33 protein-coding genes are annotated in these 26991 nt (G+C 49.5%); 26 read left to right on the top strand and 7 right to left on the bottom strand.

Annotated elements, in window-relative coordinates; genetic code table 11:
• Window positions 1-150 precede the first annotated feature (150 nt).
• Both B3K89_RS09165 and B3K89_RS09160 read left to right on the top strand, forming a co-directional pair.
• Window positions 151-1212, top strand: coding sequence for a LacI family DNA-binding transcriptional regulator (locus B3K89_RS09165; RefSeq protein WP_345907303.1), 1062 nt, complete (start codon window positions 151-153; stop codon window positions 1210-1212).
• 54 nt (window positions 1213-1266) lie between these two features.
• A complete protein-coding gene (locus B3K89_RS09160) occupies window positions 1267-2541 on the top strand; it encodes an MFS transporter (RefSeq protein ID WP_293909412.1) in 1275 nt (424 codons plus the stop codon).
• On the opposite strand, the gene B3K89_RS09155 is transcribed toward B3K89_RS09160, so the two are convergent.
• Window positions 2510-2833 (bottom strand): P-II family nitrogen regulator, encoded by a 324-nt coding sequence (locus B3K89_RS09155; protein WP_293909409.1) that lies wholly within the window; start codon window positions 2831-2833, stop codon window positions 2510-2512. The two genes, B3K89_RS09160 and B3K89_RS09155, sit on opposite strands and share 32 nt — an antisense overlap.
• A gap of 281 nt (window positions 2834-3114) precedes the next feature.
• Between B3K89_RS09155 and B3K89_RS09150 the strand changes: the two genes are divergently transcribed.
• The 5 genes from B3K89_RS09150 to B3K89_RS09135 all read left to right on the top strand — a co-directional run bounded on the left by B3K89_RS09150 (window position 3115) and on the right by B3K89_RS09135 (window position 6035).
• Window positions 3115-3300 carry a hypothetical protein gene (locus tag B3K89_RS09150; RefSeq protein WP_293909406.1) on the top strand — a complete coding sequence of 62 codons (186 nt, stop codon included), beginning with the start codon at window positions 3115-3117 and terminating at the stop codon, window positions 3298-3300.
• Window positions 3301-3356: 56 nt separating this feature from the next.
• Window positions 3357-3626 (top strand): group II intron maturase-specific domain-containing protein, encoded by a 270-nt coding sequence (locus B3K89_RS13780; RefSeq protein ID WP_414712348.1) that lies wholly within the window; start codon window positions 3357-3359, stop codon window positions 3624-3626.
• A 229-nt stretch (window positions 3627-3855) separates the two neighbouring features.
• Window positions 3856-4116 (top strand): hypothetical protein, encoded by a 261-nt coding sequence (locus B3K89_RS09145; RefSeq protein WP_293909403.1) that lies wholly within the window; start codon window positions 3856-3858, stop codon window positions 4114-4116.
• The gene (locus B3K89_RS09140) at window positions 4113-4463 is read left to right on the top strand and encodes a hypothetical protein (RefSeq protein ID WP_298506759.1); all 351 of its coding nucleotides are present in this window, start codon (window positions 4113-4115) and stop codon (window positions 4461-4463) included. The genes B3K89_RS09145 and B3K89_RS09140 overlap by 4 nt, the downstream gene beginning before the upstream one ends.
• A 279-nt stretch (window positions 4464-4742) precedes the next feature.
• Window positions 4743-6035 carry a sugar ABC transporter substrate-binding protein gene (locus B3K89_RS09135; protein WP_345907302.1) on the top strand — a complete coding sequence of 431 codons (1293 nt, stop codon included), beginning with the start codon at window positions 4743-4745 and terminating at the stop codon, window positions 6033-6035.
• Here the strand turns inward: B3K89_RS09135 and B3K89_RS09130 are convergent.
• The gene (locus B3K89_RS09130; RefSeq protein ID WP_298506765.1) at window positions 6025-6174 is read right to left on the bottom strand and encodes a hypothetical protein; all 150 of its coding nucleotides are present in this window, start codon (window positions 6172-6174) and stop codon (window positions 6025-6027) included. The genes B3K89_RS09135 and B3K89_RS09130 overlap by 11 nt on opposite strands.
• Here B3K89_RS09130 and B3K89_RS09125 point away from each other — a divergent pair.
• The 9 genes from B3K89_RS09125 (at window position 6173) to B3K89_RS09085 (ending at window position 13006) form a co-directional block, all read left to right on the top strand.
• Window positions 6173-6994 (top strand): carbohydrate ABC transporter permease, encoded by an 822-nt coding sequence (locus B3K89_RS09125; RefSeq protein ID WP_298506768.1) that lies wholly within the window; start codon window positions 6173-6175, stop codon window positions 6992-6994. The genes B3K89_RS09130 and B3K89_RS09125 overlap by 2 nt on opposite strands.
• A complete protein-coding gene (locus tag B3K89_RS09120; RefSeq protein ID WP_293909219.1) occupies window positions 6994-7842 on the top strand; it encodes a carbohydrate ABC transporter permease in 849 nt (282 codons plus the stop codon). Before B3K89_RS09125 ends, B3K89_RS09120 begins: the two co-directional genes overlap by 1 nt.
• A 27-nt stretch (window positions 7843-7869) precedes the next feature.
• On the top strand, window positions 7870-9360 hold the full coding sequence (locus B3K89_RS09115; RefSeq protein ID WP_298506773.1) for an alpha-N-arabinofuranosidase: 1491 nt from the start codon (window positions 7870-7872) through the stop codon (window positions 9358-9360).
• Between the two features lie 71 nt (window positions 9361-9431).
• Window positions 9432-10367 carry an ArsR/SmtB family transcription factor gene (locus B3K89_RS09110; RefSeq protein ID WP_293909215.1) on the top strand — a complete coding sequence of 312 codons (936 nt, stop codon included), beginning with the start codon at window positions 9432-9434 and terminating at the stop codon, window positions 10365-10367.
• Between the two features lie 209 nt (window positions 10368-10576).
• Entirely contained in the window at window positions 10577-10891 is a 315-nt protein-coding gene (locus B3K89_RS09105) for a hypothetical protein (RefSeq protein ID WP_345907301.1), read from the top strand.
• Window positions 10892-10894: 3 nt separating this feature from the next.
• Complete coding sequence (locus B3K89_RS09100) at window positions 10895-11041, top strand: hypothetical protein (RefSeq protein WP_345907300.1); 147 nt, start codon at window positions 10895-10897, stop codon at window positions 11039-11041.
• A gap of 258 nt (window positions 11042-11299) precedes the next feature.
• Window positions 11300-11836 carry a DUF2179 domain-containing protein gene (locus tag B3K89_RS09095; RefSeq protein ID WP_293895732.1) on the top strand — a complete coding sequence of 179 codons (537 nt, stop codon included), beginning with the start codon at window positions 11300-11302 and terminating at the stop codon, window positions 11834-11836.
• 212 nt (window positions 11837-12048) lie between these two features.
• Window positions 12049-12615, top strand: a complete 567-nt coding sequence (locus B3K89_RS09090) for a DUF4256 domain-containing protein (protein ID WP_293895730.1) — start codon at window positions 12049-12051, stop codon at window positions 12613-12615.
• 73 nt (window positions 12616-12688) lie between these two features.
• The gene (locus B3K89_RS09085) at window positions 12689-13006 is read left to right on the top strand and encodes an MGMT family protein (RefSeq protein ID WP_293895728.1); all 318 of its coding nucleotides are present in this window, start codon (window positions 12689-12691) and stop codon (window positions 13004-13006) included.
• Between the two features lie 24 nt (window positions 13007-13030).
• Here the strand turns inward: B3K89_RS09085 and B3K89_RS09080 are convergent, their stop codons facing one another.
• Window positions 13031-14377, bottom strand: a complete 1347-nt coding sequence (locus tag B3K89_RS09080; RefSeq protein ID WP_345907299.1) for a dicarboxylate/amino acid:cation symporter — start codon at window positions 14375-14377, stop codon at window positions 13031-13033.
• A gap of 227 nt (window positions 14378-14604) precedes the next feature.
• On the opposite strand from B3K89_RS09080, the gene B3K89_RS09075 reads away from it, so the two are divergent.
• The gene (locus tag B3K89_RS09075) at window positions 14605-15612 is read left to right on the top strand and encodes a PTS transporter subunit IIC (RefSeq protein ID WP_293895723.1); all 1008 of its coding nucleotides are present in this window, start codon (window positions 14605-14607) and stop codon (window positions 15610-15612) included.
• A 51-nt stretch (window positions 15613-15663) separates the two neighbouring features.
• Here B3K89_RS09075 and B3K89_RS09070 read toward each other — a convergent pair whose 3' ends face one another.
• Window positions 15664-16467, bottom strand: coding sequence for a tetratricopeptide repeat protein (locus B3K89_RS09070; RefSeq protein WP_293895720.1), 804 nt, complete (start codon window positions 16465-16467; stop codon window positions 15664-15666).
• A 210-nt stretch (window positions 16468-16677) separates the two neighbouring features.
• Here B3K89_RS09070 and B3K89_RS09065 point away from each other — a divergent pair, with 210 nt between their 5' ends.
• A complete protein-coding gene (locus B3K89_RS09065; protein ID WP_293894196.1) occupies window positions 16678-16803 on the top strand; it encodes a hypothetical protein in 126 nt (41 codons plus the stop codon).
• A 51-nt stretch (window positions 16804-16854) separates the two neighbouring features.
• Window positions 16855-17016 (top strand): hypothetical protein, encoded by a 162-nt coding sequence (locus B3K89_RS09060; protein WP_293894193.1) that lies wholly within the window; start codon window positions 16855-16857, stop codon window positions 17014-17016.
• Here the strand turns inward: B3K89_RS09060 and B3K89_RS09055 are convergent.
• Window positions 17004-17393: a VOC family protein gene (locus B3K89_RS09055; protein WP_293894190.1), complete on the bottom strand. Its 390-nt coding sequence runs from the start codon at window positions 17391-17393 to the stop codon at window positions 17004-17006. The genes B3K89_RS09060 and B3K89_RS09055 overlap by 13 nt on opposite strands.
• A 134-nt stretch (window positions 17394-17527) precedes the next feature.
• Between B3K89_RS09055 and B3K89_RS09050 the strand changes: the two genes are divergently transcribed.
• The 6 genes from B3K89_RS09050 to B3K89_RS09025 all read left to right on the top strand — a co-directional run bounded on the left by B3K89_RS09050 (window position 17528) and on the right by B3K89_RS09025 (window position 24965).
• Complete coding sequence (locus B3K89_RS09050; protein ID WP_293894187.1) at window positions 17528-18169, top strand: LysE/ArgO family amino acid transporter; 642 nt, start codon at window positions 17528-17530, stop codon at window positions 18167-18169.
• Between the two features lie 138 nt (window positions 18170-18307).
• Window positions 18308-19312 carry a LacI family DNA-binding transcriptional regulator gene (locus B3K89_RS09045; RefSeq protein WP_293894184.1) on the top strand — a complete coding sequence of 335 codons (1005 nt, stop codon included), beginning with the start codon at window positions 18308-18310 and terminating at the stop codon, window positions 19310-19312.
• A 251-nt stretch (window positions 19313-19563) separates the two neighbouring features.
• Window positions 19564-20880: an ABC transporter substrate-binding protein gene (locus tag B3K89_RS09040; protein WP_293894181.1), complete on the top strand. Its 1317-nt coding sequence runs from the start codon at window positions 19564-19566 to the stop codon at window positions 20878-20880.
• A 73-nt stretch (window positions 20881-20953) separates the two neighbouring features.
• Window positions 20954-21847 carry a carbohydrate ABC transporter permease gene (locus tag B3K89_RS09035; RefSeq protein WP_293894178.1) on the top strand — a complete coding sequence of 298 codons (894 nt, stop codon included), beginning with the start codon at window positions 20954-20956 and terminating at the stop codon, window positions 21845-21847.
• On the top strand, window positions 21837-22670 hold the full coding sequence (locus B3K89_RS09030) for a carbohydrate ABC transporter permease (RefSeq protein ID WP_293894175.1): 834 nt from the start codon (window positions 21837-21839) through the stop codon (window positions 22668-22670). Before B3K89_RS09035 ends, B3K89_RS09030 begins: the two co-directional genes overlap by 11 nt.
• A gap of 9 nt (window positions 22671-22679) precedes the next feature.
• Window positions 22680-24965 (top strand): alpha-xylosidase, encoded by a 2286-nt coding sequence (locus B3K89_RS09025; protein WP_293894173.1) that lies wholly within the window; start codon window positions 22680-22682, stop codon window positions 24963-24965.
• 105 nt (window positions 24966-25070) lie between these two features.
• Here the strand turns inward: B3K89_RS09025 and B3K89_RS09020 are convergent, their stop codons facing one another.
• Together B3K89_RS09020 and B3K89_RS09015 are read right to left on the bottom strand one after the other, a co-directional pair.
• Window positions 25071-26054, bottom strand: coding sequence for an aldo/keto reductase (locus B3K89_RS09020; protein ID WP_345907298.1), 984 nt, complete (start codon window positions 26052-26054; stop codon window positions 25071-25073).
• A 96-nt stretch (window positions 26055-26150) separates the two neighbouring features.
• Window positions 26151-26504, bottom strand: a complete 354-nt coding sequence (locus B3K89_RS09015) for a TIGR04076 family protein (RefSeq protein ID WP_293908782.1) — start codon at window positions 26502-26504, stop codon at window positions 26151-26153.
• A gap of 164 nt (window positions 26505-26668) precedes the next feature.
• Between B3K89_RS09015 and B3K89_RS09010 the strand changes: the two genes are divergently transcribed.
• Window positions 26669-26991: hypothetical protein (locus tag B3K89_RS09010; protein WP_345907297.1), on the top strand; the 323-nt coding region annotated here is incomplete at its 3' end.

Here is a 26991-nt window from a genome sequence, read left to right as displayed (position 1 = left end):
CTAGAAAAATGAAGCAACCTATATCATTTGTAATTATATGCCATGTATGGTAAAGTACGAGAATAGGGGATACAAGCAAGGTTTCTTTTTTCTTGCAAAGCAGCCGCATTCCTGTTTAATATTAACCATTGAATGCAATGAGGTACGTTGATGCGCAAAAAAAAGGTCACCCTGCAGGATATTGCAGACAAAGTTGGTATTTCTTCCGCCAGCGTTTCCATGATCCTGGCCTCCAAGAGCTTGAATCGCTTCTCCGATGAGACTATCAACGCAGTCTATACCGTCAGTCGTGAAATGGGGTATGAAAGCAAACACGCCAAGCGGGACCGCAAGATCGTCGTCATTGTTTGTCCTTCGGTCATCAATCCCTATTTTGCCTCCATCATCCAAGGCATGGAGCAGGAAGCAAAGGTGCGTGGTTTGGAAACTGTGCTCTTTACCACCTACTGGGACATCGACAAGGAGAAGAGAGTCTGTGAGTTTGCCAAAGAACCTTCGGTGGGCGGGGTGATTTTTGCCATGATCCCCCAGCAGCCCGAGCTTGTTCGGGAGTTGAACAAGACCGTTCCGGTTGTTGCAGTCGGGGACAAGCAGAACGATGTCGGCCTTGATACGGTGGATGTGAACAATTTCAATGCAGGCACCTTGGTCGCAAATCATCTACTCTCACTTGGTCATCGGAAAATTGCCTATCTCTCAACCAGTCTCAACAGCGAACACAGCGCCCGCGTCAGGCGTTTCGAGGGGCTCAATGTCGCAATCAAGCAGTTCGGTCCGCCGGCAAGACTCAGTCTCTACACAGCTGAGGTTTCCTCGCTTACCGAGCTCAATACCCTTGATATCGAGCATCAGACAGGGTATGCCCTGGCAAAACGCTGCATGAAGGAGACGCCGGACGTGACAGCCATGGTCGCCATCAACGACATGGTCGCCTATGGTGTCATCGATGCCATCAAGGAGAGCGGATTCTCGATCCCCGACGATTACAGCGTCTGCGGGTTTGACAATATCTATCCTTCCTCCTTCGCCGGGGTAGGGCTTACCACCGTCGAGCACTACATCCTCCAGGGAGGAAAGAGTGCCGTTCGTCTTCTCTGTGAAAAAATGGAGCGACAGCAGCCCCGTACATTGGAACAAGGTGCGGTAACGCGCGTGGAGTACCAAAACCGCTTGGTCGTTCGAACTTCAACAGGAATACCACCGGTCAAGTAGGAAGCATTTGACTTCTTTGTATTTCAATGGTACAACCCATGCTAGGTTGTAATCATGCCGAAGCAAACATTCACCAAGAACCTGCAGTACGCGAAATTCTGTGCTTACGGGTTTCTCAAGGACCTGCGGTTTTATGAGCCGTTCATGTTGCTTGTCTTCTTGGACAAGGGATTGAGCTATCTAGAAATAGGGACCCTCTATGCGACACGCGAGGTGCTGATTAATCTCACGGAAGTTCCTTCGGGAATTTTTGCAGACAGCGTAGGCAGAAGGCTGACGATGGTGTTCTCCTTCCTCGCTTACATTCTCGCCTTCATAACCTTTTATTTCGCCGACAGCTTTGAAATCCTCTTGCTTGCAATGGCTGCCTATGCATTTGGTGACGCCTTTCGTACCGGCACGCATAAGGCGATGATTTTCGATTACCTCCGGCTCAATGGGTGGGAGGACCAAAAAACCTATTATTACGGACATACCCGTGCCTGGTCTCAGCGGGGCGCCGCCGTTTCCGCCCTGATTGCCGCTCTCTTGGTCCTCTATCAAGGCTCCTATGCTCCGATTTTTCTGTTTACGATAATTCCCTATGTGCTCAACGTCTTCCTCATTCTCTCCTATCCCAAGAACCTCGATGGAAAGCGGCATACCAGTGACAGGCGCATAACCGAGGAGTTTGTCTCGGTGATGCGCTCCCTTATTGCCAGCATGAAGAGTCTGGCAATGGTCCGCACCATCTCAAGCCAGGCTTTATACACCGGCTACTACAAGGCGTTCAAGGATTACCTGCAACCGCTGTTGGAGACGTTGGCCTTGAGCCTACCGATTTTTCTGGCTTGGGAGGATCAGAAACGCACCGCCTTGGTGATTGGGATTGTATATTCTATTCTCTATGCAGCCACCGCCTTTGCTTCCAGCAAATCAGGGACATTCGCATCGCATTTCAACGGCTTGGCGACACCGTTGAACCTCACGCTGCTTATCGGAGTCACCCTTGGGTTGGTCAGCGGCCTGCTGCTTCACCTCTCCTATGTCGTCCTTTCTGTAGTGCTCTACCTTGGCATCTACATTCTGGAGAATCTGCGAAAGCCGATGGGAATCGCCTATGTAAGCGAGCGGATGGATCAGACATCGCTTGCCTCGGGTCTGTCGGTGGAGTCGCAGGCGGAGTCGTTGTTCGCAGCGGCAATAGCCTTGCTGCTTGGCTGGTTCAGTAACCTGTTCGGGGTTGGTTTGGGGATTCTATCTGTTTCGTTGATCTGTTTGTTGCTTGGACTGCTCTTACGACTGCCACAGGAGCGTACTACAGTGACTCAGGCTCACCAAACGTCATAAAGCGTTCGACATCGACACAGAATGCTATGCCTGCCCCCGGCTCGACCAACGATGGTACCGCCTTGATGGCTTCAAGTACCTTGCCGGTCAGGCCTGCACCCACAAGGACAAGCAGCATTTCCTTTTCGGGAACAAGGGAGTAGCCGAAAAACTTCACATCCTCTTCCTTGCCGGTTCCTCGTGCCAAAAGGATGGTCCCCCCTGAGGCTCCCGCCTTTCTCGCCGCATCCATAACGGTTTCTGCCATGCCTTTGTTTACAATGCAGGCGATCAGGGTATGGGGTGTATGCATGTGGTGCCTCCTTAAGGTTGCTATACTGTAGTATTGCCTAAATTTGCATTCTAGAAAAGGGGGGAGTCCCTAGTACGGGTGATAGCGCCAAGTACATAGCCAAGGACAAGGGTGTCCTCCGTGAGGACGAATCTGAAGAAAGCCGGCGTCAAACTTCTGGCCTGACGAACAGAAATCCCATAAGGCATTCCCCGGTGGATGAGATTGCATCACAAATCGAAGTCCAAATGCTATACGGAACCGGGGTGTAGATGAGGCAGGGGGAGCCGAGAGTGTGTGGGATGTCTGAAAACAACACGACCGACGCAAAACGAACGGATTTGCTCGAAAGGACTCTCAAAAGCACTGCCAGCTATCTTGAGAATGTGCTCAAGCTGATAGTGAACCCTGAAAAGGCCTGTATCTGTAGAATCGAGGGCATCAGATTCCTTGAGTATGGATTCTTCTCTGATTCGAAGAACAAGTGATGGGAACTCTGTATTCACAAGAAGACAGGAGCGAATCTCACGGCTGAAACAAGGAGATAACACAGCCAAGCAATGGCTGGTCCGTAAAATACCGACAGGAAAAGCTCAATCAGCTAATCAGAGGTTGGATTGCTTACTTCAAGCTTGCAAAATGTAAAGGCAAGCAGAAGAAACTCGACCGATGGCTGAGAAGGCGGATACGGGTGAGGACTCGGTTTAGGGAGCTCAAGAGGCTTGGTGTTGAACGTAATCAGGCTTTGCAATGGGAAACTGTAGACAAGGATATTGGAGGATTGCAAATTCATGGATCCTTAATACGACGCTGAACAACAGAAAGCTCTATGAAAAGGGATGGCGATGGTTCTCTGACCTATATGCCAGAGAGTGCGTAAACTGACGAGGAGCCGCATCCCGAACAGTGCAGTTCTGTGGGACGACGGGTGATCCACTAAGGCTCATCCTCCTACCCGATTACCAACTCTTGCAATTAAAAACAACTGTGACATCATTTGGCACATCATTAGGGGTATTATCTATTTGATAGGAGATATCCTCATGAAATCATGGAGAAAAGACCAGCAGGATTTGACACGGGACATCATCAGCAAAGTGGATGTTGTCGCATTCAGTTTTTCTCTGATGCAGCCGAACAAAGGTTGTTATCTCGACCATCTGGATGGCCGCTTCGCGTACATTACTCTCAAGGATGCCCTTTCCTACCGGTATCGAGTCTACAACTACGAAACTGATGTATTGGAAGGGGAGTATGAGACCCTTGATGCATTGATTGATGCAGGATGGAAGGTAAGCACATGATCTACAGCGATGAATTGATCAAGAAGGCCCACCAAGCAACGTTCGCAAATGAGAAGCAGATTATGGAGAGCGACAGCTGTACCTGTTTCTACTGTGGCCATACGTTCAATCCCCGGATTGAGCAGAAACTTTCTTGGATCGAGGAGCGTCCTCCTCTGGACAAGACGCTTCAGTGCCCGATGTGCGGCATCGACTGCATGATCGGCAGTGCTTCCGGCTTTCCCATCCATGATGAATCGTTCATCACCCAATGTACTGAAGCATGGTTCAACGGAATCAGTAGAATCAGCGACGGCAAGCCGGTTGAAAAAGTTTGTTGGGCATCGTTGTTGCTTGAGGATTCTTGACATGCTCCTCCGCAAGGAGGAGGTGGAACAGGGTACATGTATGGCATTGTTGTGTACTGAAACAAAAAAATTGTAATAATAAGATTACACGAAGGATATGCAAATCTTTTACAATACTCTTTCTATTTCTTTGTAATAAAATATAAAAACTCATAATATAATGTATTGACAACTGATGAAACCGATTTATACTACACTAAAAGGAACAAAAATATTGTTGTTAAGAGGTTAGAAATCTAGAAAAGAACAAAATAATTGTTCTAAAAAAAGGAGAGTAGTATGAAGAGAATCATTCTGGTAACCATGCTTATAGTCGGTATGGTTGGACTGGTTTTCGGTGCCGGGTCGGCAGAAAGCGCAAAACCTACAGATGCCGGAGTAACCGAAGTGAGTTTCTGGACGTTCCAGGACCTGCATCTTGCGTTCTATGAGAAGATGGCAAAACTTTGGAATGAGCAGAACCCGGACCGCCAGATCAAATTCGTGGGCGAAGTGCTGCCGTATGAGGACATGCACACAAAATTGCTCGTTTCCCTGCAGGCCGGGACCGGTGCTCCTGATATTGTTGATATCGAGATCGCCAAGTATCCGAACTTCCTGAAGGGGAACATCCAATTGGCTCCGCTCAACGATGTGATCGATCCCGTCCGGGACAAGTTCGTTACTGCAAGACTGGACATCTACAGCAAGGACGGCAAGAACTATGGCCTTCCGTTCCATGTTGGTGCTTCAGTAATCTATTACAACATGGAGATCCTGAAGGCTGCAGGTGTGGATCCCTACAAGATCAAGACATGGGATGACTACATGGTTGCAGCCAAGCAGGTAAAGGCAAAGACAGGCAAACCCATGACCACTCTGGAGGTAACCGAACACTGGTCCTTCTGGCCGCTGGTCGCCCAGCAGGGTTCGGACTTCCTGGACAAGGACGGCAATGTCATTCTGGATAATGCCACGAACGTCAAGACATTGCAGTATCTCAAGGACCTGATGAACAGTGGTGCCGCAATTGCAGCCCCTGGCGGGTTCCATCATGCTGAAGAGTACTATGGCTTTATGAATGATGGCGGTGCCGCCTCCGTCTGGATGCCCATGTGGTACATGAACCGCTTCACCGACTATATGCCCGACCTGAAGGGGAAAATCCTGATTCTGCCGATGCCCAGCTGGACCGTTGGCGGCTCCCGCTCTGCAGGCATGGGTGGAACCGGTACTTCGGTCACCCTGCAGGCACGAGACCAGAAGCTCGCCAAGGACTTCTTGATGTTCGCAAAGGGCTCCAGGGAAGGAAATCTCTTGATCTGGACCGACCTCGGTTTCGATCCTCCCCGTTGGGATGTGTGGGATGACCCGATCATGAAACAGCCCAATAAGTTCACCGAATATTATCTCAATGATGACATCTTCGGCATGCTGCTCGCTATCAAGGATGAGATCCAGGGTGTCAATATCAAGGAAAAGCTTCCTGCCGTAATTGACAGATTGAAGTCAACGGTCATGATTCAAGTTCTGCAACAGCAGATCAAGACTCCTGCCCAGGCTTTGAAAGAAGCTGCCGATCTTACCCGCTGACCATTGGTTTTGGATGCGCCGGGAACTTTTCCGGCGTATCCTGTACAGAGGAGGGATGGATGTCGAACAGATCACCAGTAAATTCAATGAAGATAGCGCCGTATGTATTCATACTGCCGTTTGTCCTATCCTTTTTCATGTTTTATCTCTATCCCATTATCAGTACCTTTGTGATGAGTTTCCAGCAGGTGTATCCCGGACAGGTGGATTTCATCGGCTGGAGCAATTACGGGAAGCTGAACAATCCTGAATTCAAAGTTGCCTTGCACAACAGCTTCCGCTATACGGTGTATACGATTGCCTTGTTGATTCCGATTCCCTTGTTGCTATCGGTGTTGCTCAACACAGGCAACCGTACGTACAATTCGCTGTATCGATCCATACTCTATGTTCCCAGCCTGGTCTCCATCGTAGTCGCAGGAACCATCATGCGCCTGCTGCTTGCCTCCAGTCCGAGAAGCATCGTCAACGTAATTGCTGCACTGTTCGGAGCAGAGCCGCGACAGTGGCTGCTCGGTGGTCCCACTCAAGCCATGGTGCTGCTGCTCATCCTGGCCCTATGGCGTTGGGTGGGGGTGAACATCATCTACTTCCTCTCCGGATTGCAGAACATCCCGGATGAACTCTATGAGGCGGCGGATATCGACGGGGCTTCGGGCCTGCAAAAGCTCTGGCGCATTACCATCCCGCTGTTGAAGAGAACCACCATTTTTGTGACCACAATCAGTATTTTCGGCGGGTTTGCCATGTTTGAGGAGAGTTTCATCCTCTGGGCGGGCAAGCCGTCACCGAACAATGTAGGCTTGACCATCGTCGGCCACCTCTACAATAAAGGCTTTCAGGAGGGAGAGATGGGTATGGCCAGTGCCATCGGGATAGTGCTGCTGATCATCGTTTTCACCCTCAGCGTATCGCTGTTGAAATTCTTTGGCTTCTTTGACGAGGAAGGGAGGCGATAATGAACGGAAAGCCGCATATCAAGGCCAAGTCCATTGCAAAGCATGTGCTTTTAATCGCACTGTGCCTTCTCTATCTGCTTCCCCTCTATTCATTGGCCTTGGCCTCTTTTCGCCCGGGTCGCGACCTGCTTCGCTATGGCATCACGCTAAAGACGCTCATCCCTACCGACTTGAATTTGGAGAACTTCAAGGGATTGTTCACCATCCGCGACGGCATCTACTTCACCTGGTATGGAAACAGCCTGGTGATCATGCTCATCCAAACAGTGCTGGCACTCTTTTTCAGTTCGTTTGTTGCCTATGGTCTCTCTGTCTATCGATTCAAGGGGAGGAAAGTCGTTACCACCATGGTCATTTTCCTCATGCTTGTTCCCATGCAGATCCTGATTCTGCCTCTCTATAAACTGATGATTTCCGTCAACCTGATGGATCGATTCCTCGGTGTCTTCCTGCCGATGGTGGTTTCGCCCTTTGCGATTTTCTTCTTCAAGCAATACATCGAAGGCCTTCCCCATGATCTGATCGATGCCGGCCGTGTGGACGGGCTCAGTGAATATGCCATTTTCTTCAGGATCATAGTTCCGATCATGCCCCCTGCTTTCTCTGCGATGGCGATTTTCATGTCCATGCAGAGCTGGAACAACTTCTTATGGCCCTTGATCGTGCTCCGAAGCGGCAATAAGTTCACCCTCCCCATCGGACTGAATACCTTGCTCACTCCGTACGGCAACAACTACGACCTGTTGATCATGGGTTCTCTTGGAGCCACCCTGCCGATTATTGTGGTTTTCATTTTCTTCCAACGATACTTCATCGCCGGATTGACATCAGGCGGAGTCAAAGGCTAAGCAAACAAATCAGAGAGGAGCAGCAACGTGAAGTGTACGATACATGCCAGCAAGCAATTTGTCCGAGGGACGGTCGATCCCAGGCTGTTTGGTTCGTTCGTTGAACAACTTGGTCGAGCGGTCTATGGGGGTGTTTACGAACCCGATCACGGTGCAGCAGACGAGGAAGGTTTTCGTAGCGATGTCATGGACCTTGTCCGCGAGCTCGATGTTCCGGTGGTTCGGTTTCCCGGAGGAAACTATGTTTCCAATTTCAATTGGGAAGACTCGATAGGTCCCAAGGAAAACCGCCCGACCCGGCTTGATTTGGCATGGAAGGCCCTCGATCCGAATCAGTTCGGCCTGCAGGAGTTCATGCACTGGTCCAAGAAAGTGGGGACCGAGCCGATGATGGTGATCAACCTGGGAACACGCGGCCTTGCTGAAGCGAAGGACCTGGTCGAGTATTGCAATCATCCAGGTGGTTCCTATCTGAGCGATCTCAGAAAGAGCCATGGATCGGAAAAACCCTATGATATCAAGCTCTGGGGCTTGGGGAACGAGATGGACGGACCTTGGCAGGTCGGCCATAAGAGTGCCGAGGAATATGGACGTCTGGCCTGTGAAGTGGGCAAGGCGATCAAGCTGTTCGACCCGTCACTTGAACTGGTTGCCTGCGGCAGTTCCAATTCCTCTATGCCCACCTTCCCCGAGTGGGAGGAGACCGTGCTCGACCATACCTATGAGGTGGTCGATTACTTGTCGCTCCACATGTATTTCCGCAATGAGGAGAAGGACATTGCCACCTTCCTGGCCTGCTCGGCGAGCATGGATGCTTTCATCGATACCGTTGTCCATGTGTGCGACTACGTCAAGGCAAAAAAGCGCTCCAAGAAAACGATGTACCTCTGCTTCGATGAGTGGAATGTTTGGTTCCACTCCCACGAAAAGGACAAGCAGCAGACTCCATGGATTGTCGGACCCTCCCTGCTCGAGGATGTCTATACCTTTGAGGATGCCTTGGTGGTGGGTTGCCTTTTGAACAGTCTGCTCAGGCACTGCGATCGTGTCAAAATCGCCTGCATCGCACAGTTGGTCAACACCATCGCCCCCATCATGACCGAAACCGGAGGAAAGGCTTGGAGGCAGACCATTTATTGGCCGTTCTACTATGCATCCAAATATGGCAGGGGGGAGGTATTGGAAAGCCGGGTTGACGTTGCATCGTACGAAAACAGGCAGTATGGAACCATCCCCTATGCCGATGCGCTTGTAGTGCATCATCCTGAGACAGGGGAAATTGACCTGTTCGTAGTGAACCGTCACGAGCACGAGATGTTGTCCCTTGAACTGGATCTGCCTGGTCTTGGCAATTCGTATATGCTGGTCGAGCATATTGTGTTGGAACATGAGAATCTGTACGCTGTCAACGATGCGATGAATCCTGAAGAGGTGATGCCGAAGCAGGTGTTGCATGCTGATACTGAAAACCTGCAGATTGCCCCCCTGACGTGGAACCTCCTGAGGTTTCATAGGTAGCAGAAGTGTTTGTTCTCAATCTGCCATTGTGTTAGGATGAAGGAAACGACTGTAGGAGAAGGTAGAGTAGGATGTTGAAAGAGATTTTTCTTGATTATTCCGACAAGCAGAAGATGCTGGTCGTGTCGAAGGCTATTGCCAATGAGGCGAGAATCAACATCCTTGAGCTGCTCAATGAGCGCAGTCTCAGTGTGAATGAGATTGCCGAGCAGTTGGGTCTTCCTACTTCAACCGCCGCACTGAATGTCCGCATTCTTGAGAATGCCGGGCTTCTCTTCACCGAATCACAACCGGGGATCCGCGGCAGCATGAAGGTGAGCAGCCGGGTATGCGACAGAGTGGTGTTCAGGCTTCTGCTCAATCCGATACATGAAAACAAAGAAAACTCGGTGATGCTGAGTATGCCGATCGGAAATTTCGTCAACTGTGAAATCCATCCAACCTGCGGTCTGGTCAGCGAAAAGAGCACCATCGGCATTTTCGACCAGCCCTGCAGTTTTTATTATCCCGACCGTACCAACGCCCAGCTGCTCTGGTTCTACAAGGGTTTTGTTGAGTACAGGTTTCCCAACACCATCGTGAACGGAGGGATTCCCAAGCAGTTCGACCTCTCATTCGAGGCCTGCTCGGAAGCACCTTTCTATCGAAATGATTGGCCGAGCGATATCACCCTATGGGTCAACGATGTTGAGGTGGGGACGTGGACAAGCCCCGGAGATTTGGGTGGTCGAAAAGGAAAGTTCAACCCTTCCTGGTGGCCTGAATCGCTGAACCAGTATGGACTGCTCACCGATTGGAAGGTCAACTCCCATGGTACGTTTCTCAACAACGAGCACATTTCCGACTTGAAGATAGATGCCTTGCAAATCAAGGATCAGTGCTTCATCAGTGTAAAAATCGGAATCAAGGAAGATGCCCGCTTCATCGGCGGTGTAAGCCTCTTCGGCGAGCACTTCGGTGATTATCCGCAGAACATCGTACTGAAGCTCGATTACGACATGTATTAGAACACTATGGTTGCATGAACAGTATCTTGAGGAGGCAGCTGGTGTTTGGCGAAGACAAGGCTCCAAGTCTTTAGCAGATGAGTGGGTTGCCTTTGAGATGGAGGCAGGGTTGTTCTCTTTGAAAGTCAGAGCTACCTATTACATTCCAAGGCTGCTGCTGATGAGGGGCTCGAAAACGCCAAGCACCTCATCGGCCTTCAATGTCTTACATGAACAAGTGGCACTCCTATGCTTCTGAAGAGCTTCTCGCGTGGTTGTTGGAAGAGAACTATCCTTCGGTGCGCTATGATACCCTGACCGAATCAAGACAATCGGGTGTTGCAAGCCAAGCCTACAATATAGCAGGCCGGTTTTGTACCGAACTTGTCCGAGCTGATGGTACAATCTTGCTGTCAGCAGACCAACCGTCGATTCTACACCTGCTTCAGAACTCCGAGGAGTTGGAAGATGGCGGGTACAACCCCAAAAATTGGAGGGGAAGGAAGTCGGAAGTTATTCCATGCCTTGCAGGCAATCTTGTGTAGGCCATGATCCGCTTTGGATACCTCGAGGCTGAGAAAGCCCTGGACCACCTGGTGCAAAGGCTCGATCTCAACGATGGAACGGTGGTTGAGGCTCTGAAGTCTCCCGTTGCTGGGCCCCGTGCACTTCGTAAGACAGGACAGCAGCCATAATTTGAAGAAGAAGGTAAAACCGGGTTGGCTTCATTTCACCTTTTCCTTGATGTACCAAACTGATGCACGGCAGATAGTACTATGACGTGTTTGCGTTATTTGAAACAGGATACAGCCTGTCAGCAATTTCCAGCCTTTGGGTATGCAAGAGTGCAACGTGTGCAGTGCATTGATATATCCTTCCTCCTTCAAACTTACTACCAATTCATTCAGACTTCATCTATACTTGCATAGAGTAGCTACGCTGAAGGAGTAGGTATGGAGTTCTTGGACGACTTGGGCATTTGGATTTATGTCATCATCTTTTTTGGGAAAATATTGGAAGTAACGGTGTCTACGATCCGCATGGTTCTCATCAACCGGGGAGAACGGGTCAAGGGAACCATAGTTGCTTTTTTCGATAGCGGCTTATGGCTCTTGATAACTGGGACTGTTCTGGATGGGTTCCAGGAAGACCCCATGAGGATGATTGTTTTTGCTCTTGCTTTTGCCGTCGGCAATTACATGGGCTCGTGGTTCGAGGACAAGCTTGCCTTCGGCCTCAGTTCGATCCAAGTCATCGTGCCTGAAGGGCCGTCGAGTGTTGAGCTGGCAGACACCCTTCGCAAGGACAACTTTGCGGTGACAGTCGTAAAGGGTACGGGCCGCAACGGCAACCGTGACATTTTGATGCTGCATCTCAAACGCAAGCGTATTGCAGAGGCGGTAAACCTCGTAAACACCATGTTGCCAGGGGCCGTTGTCGTAGTCAACGACTCCAAGATCATCAGTGGTGGATACATTTCCAGAAAATAGGAACGCTTACGGCAAAGCAGGGGACTTGAACCATTGCTTGGTGTCAGCTGGCTGCCGGGATGAATACGTCCTCACATGCAAACTTTCCAAGAAAGCGGGGGATCTGGGGAACCTCAATACGATTACGAACACGCTTCAGTACTTGGTGAGTATCTTGAGTAAAAAACTAGGATATAAGTACCATGGAAGCCGTAAAAGCGAGGAGGCAGTGTATGAATACAACCCATGCCACATTGTCAAATGAGCAACAGACAACACTCCTTGCCCTGCTCAAGGCGAGGTTTCTTCAGTATATGAACCGTCATGAGGGACTTTCCTGGACTGCTGTCGAACAGCGTCTGATGACCCAGCCACAGAAGCTGTACGCTCTTTCAGAGATGGAGCGCACCGGCGGAGAGCCTGATGTAATCGGTTACGATAAAGTTACAGACGCATACGTGTTCGTCGATTGCTCTGTCGAGAGTCCTCTTGGTCGCAGAAGTCTCTGCTATGACGAAATTGCCCTTGAGAAACGAAAAAAGAACCCCCCGAGCGGCAGTGCGTGCGGCCTGGCTGAAACTATGGGAATAGAACTGCTGGATGAGCAGCAGTATCGAAGCCTCCAGGCTGTCGGGGTTTTTGATGTGAAATCTTCGAGTTGGATTCGAACCCCCGAGGCGATGAGAGACCTTGGAGGAGCCCTTTTCGGTGATAGCCGATATGGCCGGGTGTTCATCTACCACAACGGAGTTGACTCCTATTATGCATCACGGGGGTGTCGAGGTTTGTTGAGGGTATAGGAGAAAGAAAAAGTAATGTGGGCCTGGGGTGCCTTCAATCCTGTTTGCATTGTTGGTCTGAAATCGGTGTACAATGACACAAGAGGTTTGTATAGCAACGTTTTTCGCCCAGGTGTATGAACTGGTCTCCCGTATCCCCGCAGGTAAAGTCGGTACCTACGGCCAGATTGCTGGCATGCTGGGCGACCTTAGGCGGGCAAGAACTGTAGGGTGGGCCATGGCCGGCTGTCCAGAGGAACTTCCCTGGCATAGAATGGTCAAATCCGATGGATCGTTGCCGAATCCAAACTTTGCAGAACTGCAGCGAGCCATGCTGGAAAGCGAAGGTATTGTGTTCTTGCATAACGGGAGAATCGACATGAAGCTATACGCTTGGAATGGAGAATCCTGATCTCCGTCCCAAGCGTATCTTGTATTATGCAAATGCCAGCTCTGTTTTCAAATCCTGTGCTTCAAAAGCGTTTTTATCGAACTCTCCGAGGGAATTGGCCACAACCACCGAGGTAGTCAAATCGCCGGCTACATTGGTCATGGTCCGGAACATATCAACCAAAAAGTCTACACCTGCTACCAAACCAACCGCTTCCATCGGTAGTCCTACTGTAGTGAGGGTGATGATGGTAAACGCTGTAGCTCCCATGGGTACTGCCGCACTTCCAAGACTGGCGAAGATCGATACTACTACGATCAATGCATACTGTGAGAGGGTGAGGTCGATACCGAATGCGTTTGCTGCAAAGACTGCAACCATCGCAGGAAAGATTCCTCCGCAGGCGTCCATATTCATGACAGCTCCCAATGGACCGACAAAGTTTGCAACCCGGTCGCTGACTTTGAGGCGGCCTTTCATGGTGCTGATGGTCATCGTCAGGGCACCCAAGCTGGAGCGGCTGGAAAAGGCCAAGAGAAGGGCTGGGCTTGCAGCCCGGAAAAACCTTACGGGGTTGATCTTTGCCGTCGTGGCGACGAGGCCTCCATACACCAATGCCATATGAAGCAAGCATGCGGCTATCATGGCAATGACAAAGAGTCCAAGCTGCAATAATGCAGACAGGCCGGTACTTGAGAGCCAGTAGGAAGTAAGACCAAGTACGCCATAGGGCGTCAGGCTGAGGACCATCGATGTCAACTGCATCACTATGGCTAAAAAACTCTCCAGCAGTGTCTCAATTGGTTTGATTTTCTCTGGTTGTTTCGTTTTAACAGTGATGGCTGCGACACCAAGAAGCACCGAGAATACTACCAGGGGAATCATCTGCATTTCAGAAGCCGAGCGAACAGGATTGGAAGGGATGAAAGCCCTGAACTGGGCGAAGAGATTGCCGATGGTGTTCGCCTCCCTCTTTGCGAGTTCTCCCACGACCATGCCGCTTCCCACCGAAAACAGGGAACCTACCACCAGCCCGATAATGCCCGCAATTGTGGCAGTAAAGAGAAAGAGTCCAATCGTTCTCACTCCCAGTTTTTTAAGTTCGGCGGTATTGCTCAGTCTCAAAAGGCCTGCAATGATGCTTGTCGGGACCAAGGGGATGATCAGCATGCGCAAGAAGTCGACGTATCCGTTGCCGACAAGTGCTGTCCATCGTCGGACTTCCTGCGATACCGAAGTTTCGGCAAAGAAGAAGAGAGACAGGCCAAACAGGGTCCCGAGAATCAATGAAACGAAAACACGTACCGAGAACGGAATAGTAAAACGCTTTGCCATCACAATCAACGATACCAGAAAGAGTGCGAATACTCCCAGCCAAAGAACTACACTCATATATTTCCCCTTATTTGAAATACTATAAAGTCTATAGAAATAGTATGAAATAAGATGAAGACAGTGTCAAGTGCCTTGCAACCGAAGGATGGAAAGGAATGCAGGAGAGTGACCTTTACTAAATTTCCCTCACTTGGTATAGTCGGGACCAACGGAGGCCTGGTGCAACGCTACGGTTGTTGCAGCTGACAAGTCATCCACCAAATCCAATTCTATGGGAGCTCTCTATGGCGGAAGGCAAGACTTCTCACCATGGCAGGGGGGTGGGTGTGTACATCACCCAGGTGTTGAGCGGAATGGCTCAAGGCTTGTTTGCCTCCTTGATCATCGGTCTTATCATCAAGCAAATCGGACATTACAGTGGTTGGCAGCTTTTGGAGCAGATCGGGCTTGTCGCCCAATACCTGACCGGGCCGGCCATTGGTGTGGGCGTAGCCCTGGCTGTGAAAGCCCCCATGTTGGGCGTGCTTTGCAGTGCTGTAGCAGGAGCTGTAGGAGCGGGAACCTTTGTGCTGGGAGAGGGGGCCTCTCTGGTGAAAGTAGTCCTGGGTGAACCCTTTGGTGCAATGCTGGCTGCTTTGGCCGGTGCCGAGATTTCCAAGAAAGTTGTCGGAAAGACCGGCGTGGACATTATAGTTGTCCCCCTTGCAACCATAGTGGGGGGCGGCTTGGTCGGTCATTTCATAGCCCCTCCGATAGCAGCCCTGATGACATCTTTGGGTTCTTTCATCAACCTGTTGACCACCCTGTATCCACTTCCCATGGGAATCCTTGTGTCTACGGTGGTGGGAATGGTGCTGACGCTTCCCATCAGCAGTGCGGCCATCTGTATCAGCCTCGGCATCGATGGACTCGCAGCAGGGGCTGCAGTCGTTGGTTGCAGCTGTCAGATGATTGGATTTGCCGTGAGCTCCTATCGAGAAAACAAACTGGGCGGACTTATCAGTCAAGGACTGGGAACCAGCATGCTTCAGATTCCCAATATCTGGAACAACCCTTTGATTTGGATACCGCCGACCTTGACGGCGGCCATACTCGGTCCGGTAAGTACCATGGTATTCAAGATGGAAAACAACAGCGCAGGAGCCGGCATGGGCACAAGCGGTCTGGTCGGTCAGTTCAATGCTGTTGCTGTCATGGGTCCTCAATCCCTGCCGGTCATACTCTTGATGCACTTCATCCTTCCTGCCGTCGTCACCCTGCTTATCAGCACCTTCATGCGCAAGAAGGGTTGAATCAAGGATGGGGACATGCTGTTGCAGAAATGAGGATGGCATAGGTACAGTTCAGTCTTCAGTCCAAGGTTCACCTTTCATGATTTGCTCGATAAGAAAGCGTGCACCTTGGTTGTCTGGAGGGTTCAGACGAAGCATTTTTCGTGCAATTTGTTCTGCTTCAGCAAAGTTGCCCATCCTCCATTCTACCAGACACAGACCGTGGAGAGACCTCAAGTAGGGACGATTGTTCAATTCGGACCAGAGAAAGATGCCGTCAAGGTGTGGAGGGAAATTCTTTTCAGCAATATGGATAGCTGTTTTCAGGCAGTTTTCGGCATTGCGGAGGAAACGGTGGCCTCGAAAATACACATACGCCATATGAGCCAATGCATCGATGCAGAGTGGATAGTCTTCCCAGAGTTTAGCAAGCTTGTCATATTGCATGATTGGTGTTTCACTCTCATTGGCTTCTATGACGGGATCACAATCGGGTTGGTAAAAACCATACCCGGTATAGTCCTCCATGGCGTAGGACATTCTCTTTCCGCCTCTCAGGCACTCTCCAATGAATCCCTTCAATTCATACGGCTCATACCACTCTGTCGCTGAAACCAACCTTACCGCATGATACTCATGGCCTGGGATATCAAGTGCCTGCATATCAAAATGATGACTGAGTACTTCTCCGCTGATGTAGGTGGTTTTCTTGAACTGCCACTCTTTGGTTACTTCAAGCGTAACAGTGTCGCATTCAGCGATTTCATAGGATTTTGTACTCTTTACCGAAACAATGTTCCCGCTTGCCAAGTCTTTTGCCCTGAAAGCACTTTGGCCGATTTTGATGACCAGCAAGGTCAGTATATCTTTTTCCATCTTCTCAATCATCCTTATCGTGTGTGGCATCGAGGATAGTATGCAAGCGGAGGTTGAAAATAGTAAAGGACATGATTCAATTATGGTGTAGTATTTGAGTGCATCAGAGCATCCGCAGTCCACAGGGAGGGCGTATGCCATTCGATTTTAAAAAAGAATACAAAGCATTCTATCAGCCATCACAAAGCACGGGGCAAGTATCAAAGAAGCGTGGAAATGCTCTATGTCGTAGCCTATACGCTGAAAATGAGCAGGAAGGGAGACCATCACATGGATGGATACTTCGACTATGTCGTCTCTTGGTTGGAAGGCTTATGGTACCAGGAGGGGGTGTGAGTACAGGCTCTTCACCTCGGCTCCTACGACGAACCTCAAACGGTGGAGAGAATGCATGCATTTCTTGCCACCCGGAACTACCAGCTGGATTTTTCCGATACCCGGCTCCATCATGAAATCTATCTCTCCGCTCCAAGAAAGGTGGAGGGGTCGAACCAAAAGACAGTCATTCGCCATCCGATTGCCAAAGCGGTGGATGCTTATAAATACTGAGCGAACTCTACCTTTTCTGCATTCGGTCCTTGGATGGTAAAGTAGCTCACTCCATGGCTGAAGAAGGGGAGCGTCTGGATGCCGTTCTCCAGTTCCTGATAGCCTAGAGCCCGTATCTCACGATAGGTTGCCTGTATGTCGCTCACATTCAGTGCGAAGTGGTCGATGGCACCGGTGTGGGCGGCTGTCTCGTCGCTTTCGTATGCTTCAATGACTACATCCCCCAACTTGAGGAATGCAACCCTCTTGTGATCATGCAGAGGGGCATGGATGATCGAGAAACCCAGACTCTGGTAGAAGTCGATGGTCTTTTCCAGTGAATGGGTCGGAATGCCGATGTGTTGGAGCCCGAGAATCAAATCCTGAAAAGTAGGCATGGCTTCCCTCCTTGGGTACAGTATAGGCGTTCAGTGTTCTTAGTGCACCCTCTGCTTCATGAGTTTTTTGAATCTTTCCACTATTTTCTCAGAATGCTTTGCAAAAATTCAGGGTTTTGACTACCCTGACCGGCATGGAACTACCTTTCTTTACCGGTATGGCCACCGGTGCAGGCTTGATCATCGCAATCGGTGCCCAAAACGCCTTCGTGCTTACCCAAGGAATACGTAAACAACATCGCTTTGTTGTCGCTCTCATCTGCACGTTCTGCGATGCCCTGCTTATTTCTGCCGGTGTTGCCGGCATGGGCAGCCTGATCGAACAATCACCGAAGCTGCTGGGCATTGCTGCCGGGATGGGAGCGTTGTTTCTTTTCTTCTACGGTCTTAAGAGCCTGTTCTCGGCATTCCAAGCTGGACAGCGATTGCAGGAATCCGAAGTAGGGATTGTAAGCCGAAAGCAGGTCATCCTGACGACCTTGGCGATTACGCTGCTCAATCCACACGTCTACCTCGATACCGTAGTTCTCTTGGGGGGAATCAGTGCAACCTACGAAGGAGCCGGTCGGCTGCTCTTCGGAGGCGGGGCGATGACCATGTCATGTATCTGGTTCTTTACCTTGGCATACGGTTCGACGCTTCTTGCACCTCTGTTTAAGAAAACCATCACCTGGAGAATCCTCAACGGTGCAATTTTTCTGGTCATGTGGAGCATTGCCTATAAGCTATTGACATATACCGGAATTGTTCAAGTATTGCAACAACAGTTTCTTTAGCAGACTGAATCGGTGTATACTGTTCAAGTGAAGGTAAACCAATTTATCCGGTACGATTTGTTGATTTTTCCGGTTGACGAATTGGGGGTAATCACCATAAAATCATTTAAGCGTTTAACACAATAATGAAAGGAATCTATGAAAAAAGTAACGATTGAAACGGTTGCACAAAAAGTTGGTGTTTCTGCAGCAACTGTCTCATATGCGCTTTCAGGTAAAAGAAAAATCAGTCAGGAAGTAACCGAGAAGATTCTGAAAGCTGTTGAGGAGCTTGACTACAGGCCCAGCATTACGGCAAGAAATCTCGCGAGCAAGAAGACTTGGTCGGTAGGGCTGTATGCTTCTCCTACGCAAAACATCCGCGAGGATTACTTTTTCAACAATATCCTTGCCGGAGTTCTTGACGTGCTGCATGTCAGAAAATACCAGATTCATCTGTATGCTGATTATTTGAACGAGAATACGAAGAACCATCCTGACCTGAACCTGACCCAGCCCATAGATGGTGCATTGATCATGAATCCGAGAATCAATGATGTGTATATCAATCACATACGGCAAAGAAATATTCCCTATGTGGTAATTGGAACACCCAATGAGCGGGATGATTCGTTCTATGTGGATGCTGATATTACGGCAGGGTATTATGCAATAGTAAATTATTTGATTAAAAAGGGTCATAGGAAGATCATTCTGGTAAACGGCAACGTTGAGTATACGCAGAGTGAAAAGCGTCGAACCGGATACAGCATGGCCTTCCATGACAACGGCTTGAACTTCAGTGAGGATTGGATCATCAACGTGCCTATGCTTGAGGAGCAAGGTTATCGGGCTTTTCTGCGAACCATCAAGGAAATCCCTGATTTCACCGCTGTAGTTACCTTCAACGATACAATTGCAGTAGGTGTTCTCAGGGCCTTGAAGGAGAGCAACCTCCACGTTCCTTCCCGGGTTGCCGTCGTAAGTGCAGGAAATACAATGATTACCAGGATCCATTCCCCAGCCATAACCAGCCTCGACATGGGAGCGTACGAGATCGGCTCCAAAGCTGCTGATTTGTTGATCGATGTCATAGAAAGGAGACGGATCCAACCCTCCCATGAGATCATTCAGACGCACCTTGTAGAGAGGGAGAGCAGCTGAGTCGGACCAGGTGCCTTTTTCAATCTCCATGCAGGTTGTGTGGTAATGGATATACTTTTTTACTTGACAGGAAAGAGAAATGGTCTCTATAGTAAGTTAAGCGGTTAAATTAAAAATATGCAAAAACGTGTTTAGCGTTTATCCAATGAACATGTACTTATCCGTTTGAAATGACGGTGATTGAACCTTGATAGTCGTTCTACAGGAAGAAAGCATTCAACCATAGGGTTGATTTGTAATAGGAGGAACGTATGAAAATTCGAGTTAAGGTCGTATGTGTGCTTCTTTTTCTGCTACCGTCCCTAATGCTCTGGTCGGCTGGAACCAAGGAGCAGGGGGCTGCAAAGGTCGACGGAGCTACGGTAATCACTATTTGGGATTTCAAATATGGTGATGTTCAAGGCGTGCAACCGGCGATGAAGAAAATTGATGATTTGATCATGCAGAATAACCCCGGTCTTACCATCAAGCATGTCGGTCAGCCGAACGACAACTATTATCAGTTGGTGCGTGCAGCAGTACAAGCCGGACAAGGACCTGATATCGTCATGTTCCATGGCGGAGTGCAAGCCTATGAATTTGATGAGTACACCATTGCCATGGATCAGTATATCAAGCCATGGAGAGATGAGATCTCCGAGTTCAGCTGGGCTTATTGTTCGGAGGGCGGGGACGGAACAAAACCAGTGCATATGGTTCCCCTGACAACCCAAGGCTTCGGTATCTATTACAACAAAGCCCTGTTCAAACAAGCCGGACTGGATCCTGAGAAAGCCCCTTCTGATCTGGATGCTTTCATGGCTGCCTGTGAGAAACTCAAGAAAGCCGGTATTGTTCCCATGGTCGCCGGACTGCAGGGCGCTCCGTATACCATCGATTTCCTTTTCAGGTGCTTCGTGGCAAACATCTATGGTGACGATGTGCAGTACCTCGGGACCGGCAAACAGAATTTCAAGGGCAATGCTGCTTTCAAGCGGGCTGCAGAGATTGTGCAGGAGCTGTTCAAGAAGGGCTATATCGATCCTGCCGGCACTTCGACACCCTATTTCATGGATGCCGCCAACAATTTTGCTGCGGGCAAGGGTGCGATGTTTGTTGGAATGCTCTCTGATGTCTGCCATTGGAAGGTCTTCAATGATGCGTTGGGCATCGATGCAGTCGGTTACTTCCCGACCATCAATTTCCCCCAGGCTAAATACAAGGACCAACAAGTGGGCCAGCCGGCCGGTATCGGGTATAGCGTCATGAAGTGGTCGAAGAACCCTGAAGCTGCTATGAAGGTGGTCGAAGGGTATGCACGTGGTGAAGGCAATGCCATATGGATGGGCATGACAGGGGCTCTTTCTCCCAACAAGAATGTCGACATCAAGAGCTTGGGATATCCTCTTGTAGGCAAGATTCTTGAAAAACCGTTTGTCCTCGACTTCAACACCCTCTTGTTGAACGAAGATGCCAATGGCAATTTCGACCGATATTGCGCGCAGGCCTTCGTCTCCAATGAGATCAGCATCGACAAGTTCATAGAATCTGCCCAAGGCATGCTGGACAACGTCCAGAAAGCTAAATAACCAGTCGTACCATGGGTTGTCTGGAATTGCAAAATGCAATCGGACAACCCATACTTTTGCATGGGGGTTGCACTTGAAACACCTTACATCCATTGTGAAGAGAGAGTCGATGGAACCCTATCTGCTCATAGCTCCATTGCTTCTCCTGTTGCTTGTGTTCATACTCTATCCAGTGGTTGCCAATATCTATCTGAGCTTTTTCAAATGGAAGGGCATGGGTAAGGCGACTTTCATCGGGCTGGACAATTATCGCACCATGTTTGCGGATGAGACATTCTGGATCTCCATCAAGAACACCCTGGTTCTGCTTCTCTACATCCCCTTGGGTGTCATCCTTCCGATTCTCATCTCAGCACTGCTGCGCGAAGGGCTGAAAGGGTGGTCTCTCTTCAGGGCTATCATCTATTTGCCGAACATCCTCGGCTACGTAATCATGGGAATGATATCCAGCATCATGTTCCGCAAACTTGGGCCGATAAACAATGTGTTGATCCATCTGGGTCTGGAGGCCTTCGCACTTGACTGGTTGAGCAAGCCCGACCTGGCTCTCAATACGCTTGGCTTGGTCTATGGAGTCTGGTTGCGGTTGGGTTTCGGCTGCATCTTTTTCCTCGCTGCAATGAGCAGCATCGATGAATCACTGTACGATGCGGCAAAAATCGATGGGGCTCTTTGGTGGCGGACATTCTGGAATGTCACCATTCCCTCCATTCGGTTTTCGATTGAGTTCTGGATCGTTTTGTCGTTCATTGAGATTCTTGCAAGAGCCTTCCCCTTTATCTATACCTTCTCACGCGGAGGCCCGGGGTTCGCAACGTTCACCTTGGAGTATGGAATCTATAATGCAGGATTTGTCGCATTCAACATGGGATATGCAAGTACTTGGGCAAGCGTTCTGTTCGTGGTTTGCGCAATCATTGCAGTGTTTCAGGTCGCTCTCATGAGGAAGAATTCAGATGTCCAATAGCTATGAGAGAACCGTAAAAGCAATCATGTATGTGGTACTGATGGTATTTGCCTTGATGGCCCTCTACCCGTTGTTCTTTGTACTGATTACCAGCCTCAAATCATCTGCTGAGTATGTCAACAACAAGTTGTTCATGCCGCAAAGCATCACATTCAGCAATTACTTCCATGTGTGGGTGAAGGGCAACATGCTCAGGTATTTTCTCAACAGCTGTTTGCTGATTCCCTCCGCCTTGGTGTTGTATCTCTTTGTGTGCATTACTGCCGGTTTTGCATTCGGCCGGTTGCGTTTTCGTTTCCGCTTTCCTTTGTTCCTTGCAGTTTTGTTTCTCATGATTTTTCCCCAGATGTTGCTGTCAATCCAGATTTTCCAGGTCTGTCGAAAGCTGCATCTGGTTAACAACTATCTGGGCTTGATTCTTGTCTGGGTGGCATATTTCGGGCCCTTCGGCACCTATATCATGACAACGTATTATGCAACGGTTCCCATGGAGATTGTCGAGTCGGCACGACTCGATGGAACCGGTGTGTATCGGATGCTCTACTACATCATGGTTCCCATTGCCAAACCTATGATCGTCATTATTATAATCATCGGTACACAATCGATGTGGAACGAACTCCCTTTCTCTCTCTTGTTGTTGCAGACCGAGCATCTGAGGACGATCACCCAGGGCCTTGGTATGTTGCAGGGCCAATACGGGCTTGACGATACGGTACTGTCCGCTTCCATATTGTCTGCTTCTCTCGTCCCCCTGTTATTATTTATTTTTTTCCAGCGTCAGATTACCATGGGTGCCTACAGCGGCTCAGTCAAGGGATAAGTAAAAAGTATGAAACAAAGAAATCGCTTTCTATTTGATATGTTGGATCAGGATGCTCCTGACGCCCGAAGAGATTCGATATACCGTGCCGGAAGGCCGGTCTGTGTACATGAACAAGGCATTGCCGCAGTAGTTGAGATTCCTTTTCTCAAACAAGAGATGAAGAATCTGTTTCTCCATCCTGCCAAGTCGGAGGTATCAAAGAGTGCCGAACTGGTTGTGCGTTTGTATGGCTCATCCATCGTTCGGTTGACAATAGGCGGTGGGAATTCCATCAGTTCGGATGCCCATAACCCGATGTTGGAATGGGATCCCTCACTCAAGCAGGAAGCTCTTCGTCCGGTTGGGACCGAGAGCGGCTGGGATTTTTTGGACGAACATGGCAAGACCCGGATGCGGATACACACCAAGGAAGAGAAGCCGGAAATCTGGAGTACGCTGCAACCTGAACCACCGCAGACTTTTGATGCAGTGGTGTTTCCCGACGGCAAGACTGCCGTTCCTTTCATGGCCTATGATGATTTTTTCCCTTCACAGTCGGAATCGTTCAGTCTGGGGTTCGTTGAACGGGATGATGCTGTCGATCGATGGGTGTATTCGTTGCATGCCAAACCGAATGAAAAGTTCGTCGGTACCGGTGAGCGCTTTGCTGCAATGAATTTGGCAGGGAAAACGTTTGTGCTGGAAAATACCGATGGGCTCGGAGTAAACAGCCGCCGCTCCTACAAGAACGTACCGTTTTACATCTCCAGTGAAGGGTATGGGTTGTTGATCATGACCTCAGCCCATGTCCGCCTTTCGCTGGCGGATGTTTCGACTCGTGCAGCACAGGCTGTGGTGGAGGACGATGGCTTGGACCTGTTCTTCATCGGTGGAGATTCCATCGAGCAGGTTGTGTGGAATTACAGGAGAATTACCGGGTTTCCCTCCGATGTGCCTGTGTGGTCATATGGGACTTGGATGAGCCGGATGAGTTACTTCTCAGCTGATGAAACTCGAACTGTGGTGAAAAGAATGCGCGAGGGTGGATTCCCCTGCGATGTTATTCATATCGATACCGGCTGGTTTGAAAAGGATTGGAAATGTGAGTGGGAATTCAGCACCACCCGATTCCCGCAGCCTGAGGCTTATCTGAAAGAGATGGAAGAGCAGGGGATAAAGATAAGTCTGTGGCAGCTTCCCTGTATTGCAAAGGACACCAAGCACTACGCGACCGCACAGAACCATCGGTATGTAGCTCCTAAAAGTGAGCATGTTTCATTGGGTTCGAATTTCAGCGAAGTGGAGTTCGATGGGAACATCGACTTTACGAATCCGGAAGCTGTTCGTTGGTATCAGAGTCTGCTTGCTCCCCTGTTGGAACTTGGCGTTGCAGTGATCAAGACGGACTTCGGCGAGGTGATCGAGGAACATGCTTCATACTATGGTATGCCGTACCGAAAACTGCACAACTTGTATGCCTTGCTCTACCAGAAGGCAGCCTATGAGATCAGCAGGCAGGTGAAAGGACCTGATGCAATGATCTGGGCCAGGGCGGGTTGGATCGGATGTCAGCGCTATCCCTTGCATTGGAGTGGCGACTGTGCCTGTTCCTGGGATGGTATGGCCGGCTCGTTGAGAGGCGGACTTCATCTGGGCCTCTCGGGGTTCGCATTCTGGAGCCACGATGTTCCGGGTTTCCAAGGCATTCCCAGCTTTATGAACAGCCGGCCGAGCAATGATCTCTATATCCGATGGACGCAAATGGGAGTTTTTACTTCCCATCTCAGGTATCACGGGACCACGGCAAGGGAACCGTACGAATACCCCGAAGTTGCAGATCTTGCACGGCAGTGGCTGAGGCTCCGCTATGCTTTGATCCCCTACCTTGCCCAGGAGGGGAGAAAAGCTACGCAAACCGGATATCCCGTATTACGGGCTCTTATCTTCCACCATCAGGATGATCCAATCTGTTGGTCCATCGATGACCAGTTCTACTGCGGGGATGTGTTTCTCATTGCACCCGTTATGAACAGTACTGGTCGTAGGGATGTCTATCTGCCTGCAGGTGAATGGGTTGATTTCTGGAGTGGGGATGTAGTTTCAGGTGGTATATGGTTGAAGGATGTAGCCTATTCTCTTGCCTTGCTGCCGGTATTCGTGAAAAAGGATTCTGTGATTCCCATCTACCCGGAACTTGTTCAGCATACCGGGCAGATGGAGAAACATAAAATTCGGGAGCTGCGTTTTGATGCAACCTATTCAGATTTCCAAACATCAATACTGGGTACGATCATTCATCTGGGTGATTCCTGAGTGACACTGTTCATCATAAGAAGTCGCCACTGCATTAAAACAAGACACAAGCCATCGATGGCATGTCATGCATCGATAGCTTGTGCTGTAGAGACTACTTTCCTGTTAGTAAGGTCCTCGGATGTGCTGGGCTACCTTGCTTTCATAAAAGGCTTGTATCTTTGCATGCAGATCACTGCTGAGCGGAGGCAGCTTCGAAATCGAAGCATTTGCCCTTACCTGTGAGGGACGGCTTGCTCCCGGAATTACTACGGTTACCGCATCGAAGTCCAGGATCCAACGTAGTGCCATCTGAGCCAGGGTCATTCCTTCAGGTTTCAGCAAGGAGAGTTCTTCGGCCAGTTCAACTCCCTTCTCAAAGGGGACCCCTGCAAAAGTCTCGCCGACATTGAACGAAGCACCGTCACGGTTGAAGTTGCGGTGGTCGCTTGCATCGAAGGTGGTAGTTTTCTGCATCTTGCCGGTAAGCAAGCCACTGGCCAGCGGCACCCTTGCAATGATGGATACTTGTTTTTCCTTGGCTTTTGCAAAGAGTTCCCTGATGGGTTTCTGCCGAAAGATGTTGAAAATAACCTGCAGGGACGCAATTCCTTCCTGCTCAAGGCAAAGCAGGCCTTCCTCGACAGTTTCGACGCTGGCGCCGAAATGCTCGATCTTGCCTTGTTTCTTCAGCTCTCTCAGAGTATCAAAGACGGAGCCCTCTGCCAGGACTTCACGAGGAATGCAGTGCAGCTGGGTAAGATTCAGTCGTTCCAATCCCAAGCGTTTCAGGGACGCTTCGGTATGCTTGATGATGTTCTCCCTGGTAAAGTTCCCAGGCCAGCCGGGGTTTGATCCTCTGCCGAGTTTTGTTGCAACAAATAGGTTGTCTGCATGCATACGGAGAAACTTTCCGATGAACTGCTCGCTTCTCCCATCGCCGTATACATCAGCGGTATCGAAAAACGTGATGCCTTCTTCTGCTGCAGCAGCAAGGATTCCCATGGCGGTTTTTTCGTCAACCGTCCCCCAGGAGCCTCCGATTTGCCAGGTTCCCAGTCCAACTTCAGAGACGAGTCTTCTGTCCGGTCCAAATGGTCGTGTATTCATAGCCTATGCTCCCTGTCGTGTAGAATCATCCATAAGCCTATACGCAAAGAGCTAAGAATGCAAATACATTTCCTGTAGCAGAGAAGTGATGCTTGTTTACACTGGATTATGGAAATTCCCAGTATGAAAATTCTCATTGCCAAGGGGAGTTGCCGTCATCCTGAAGATGACACAGCCATCAGGACAGACGATATCCTTGCAGTAAGTGCTCGATCCTCCGATGTTCCGTAAGTCTCCTCCGCTTCGTACTGCTTCCATGATGGGAAACATGAGCATCATCACCTTTGAACAAATGCCCTGGTCTTGGGAGTTGACGGGACAGCCATATGTGCAGGTGTAGATGTCTCCTACTTCTTCACCGTTTCGACAATAGTGCTCGGTGTGGTCACCACGAAGGAATCCTGTTACTTCAATGTTCCACTCATACTCTTCTGCATACCATTTCTTCATGATCAACCTCGCTGAACGACTGGGTTTGCTGTTTGACTTTCAATGTGCATAGAATATCATACAAGCATCCATTGTTACATTGTACGCATCGATGATTTTGCACACGGGATACGATCCTAATCGGTTACAGGCTTGGTTGTAGTGTCAAACAAGTAGAGAGTGAAATGAGCACAGCAAGAGTTTCTGTCATGGATGTTTTCTCAACCAAAAGATCCTATATGGTGAAAATCCTGTTCATCATCTACCTGTTGTCGTTTCTTGGCGCGACGTACAATCATGCAATGGACTTGTTCACATACGGGTTGTTCCCGTATCAGAGGCTGAACACCAGTGTCCCTCTCTGGCTGAACATATACTGGACAGTGCTTACACTCATCGATCCACTGGCCATGGCACTTCTTCTGTACTGCATCGATATAGGTCTGGTGCTGTATGGAGTGGTGATTATTTCAGATGTATATATCAATCTCAACAGTATCAAGTTCTC

The sequence above is a fragment of the Sphaerochaeta sp. UBA5849 genome, assembly GCA_002432715.1.
Taxonomy (GTDB): Bacteria; Spirochaetota; Spirochaetia; order Sphaerochaetales; family Sphaerochaetaceae; genus Sphaerochaeta.
Note: the sequence above shows the minus strand (reverse complement) of the source record. Positions and strands in the feature narration are given on the sequence as shown.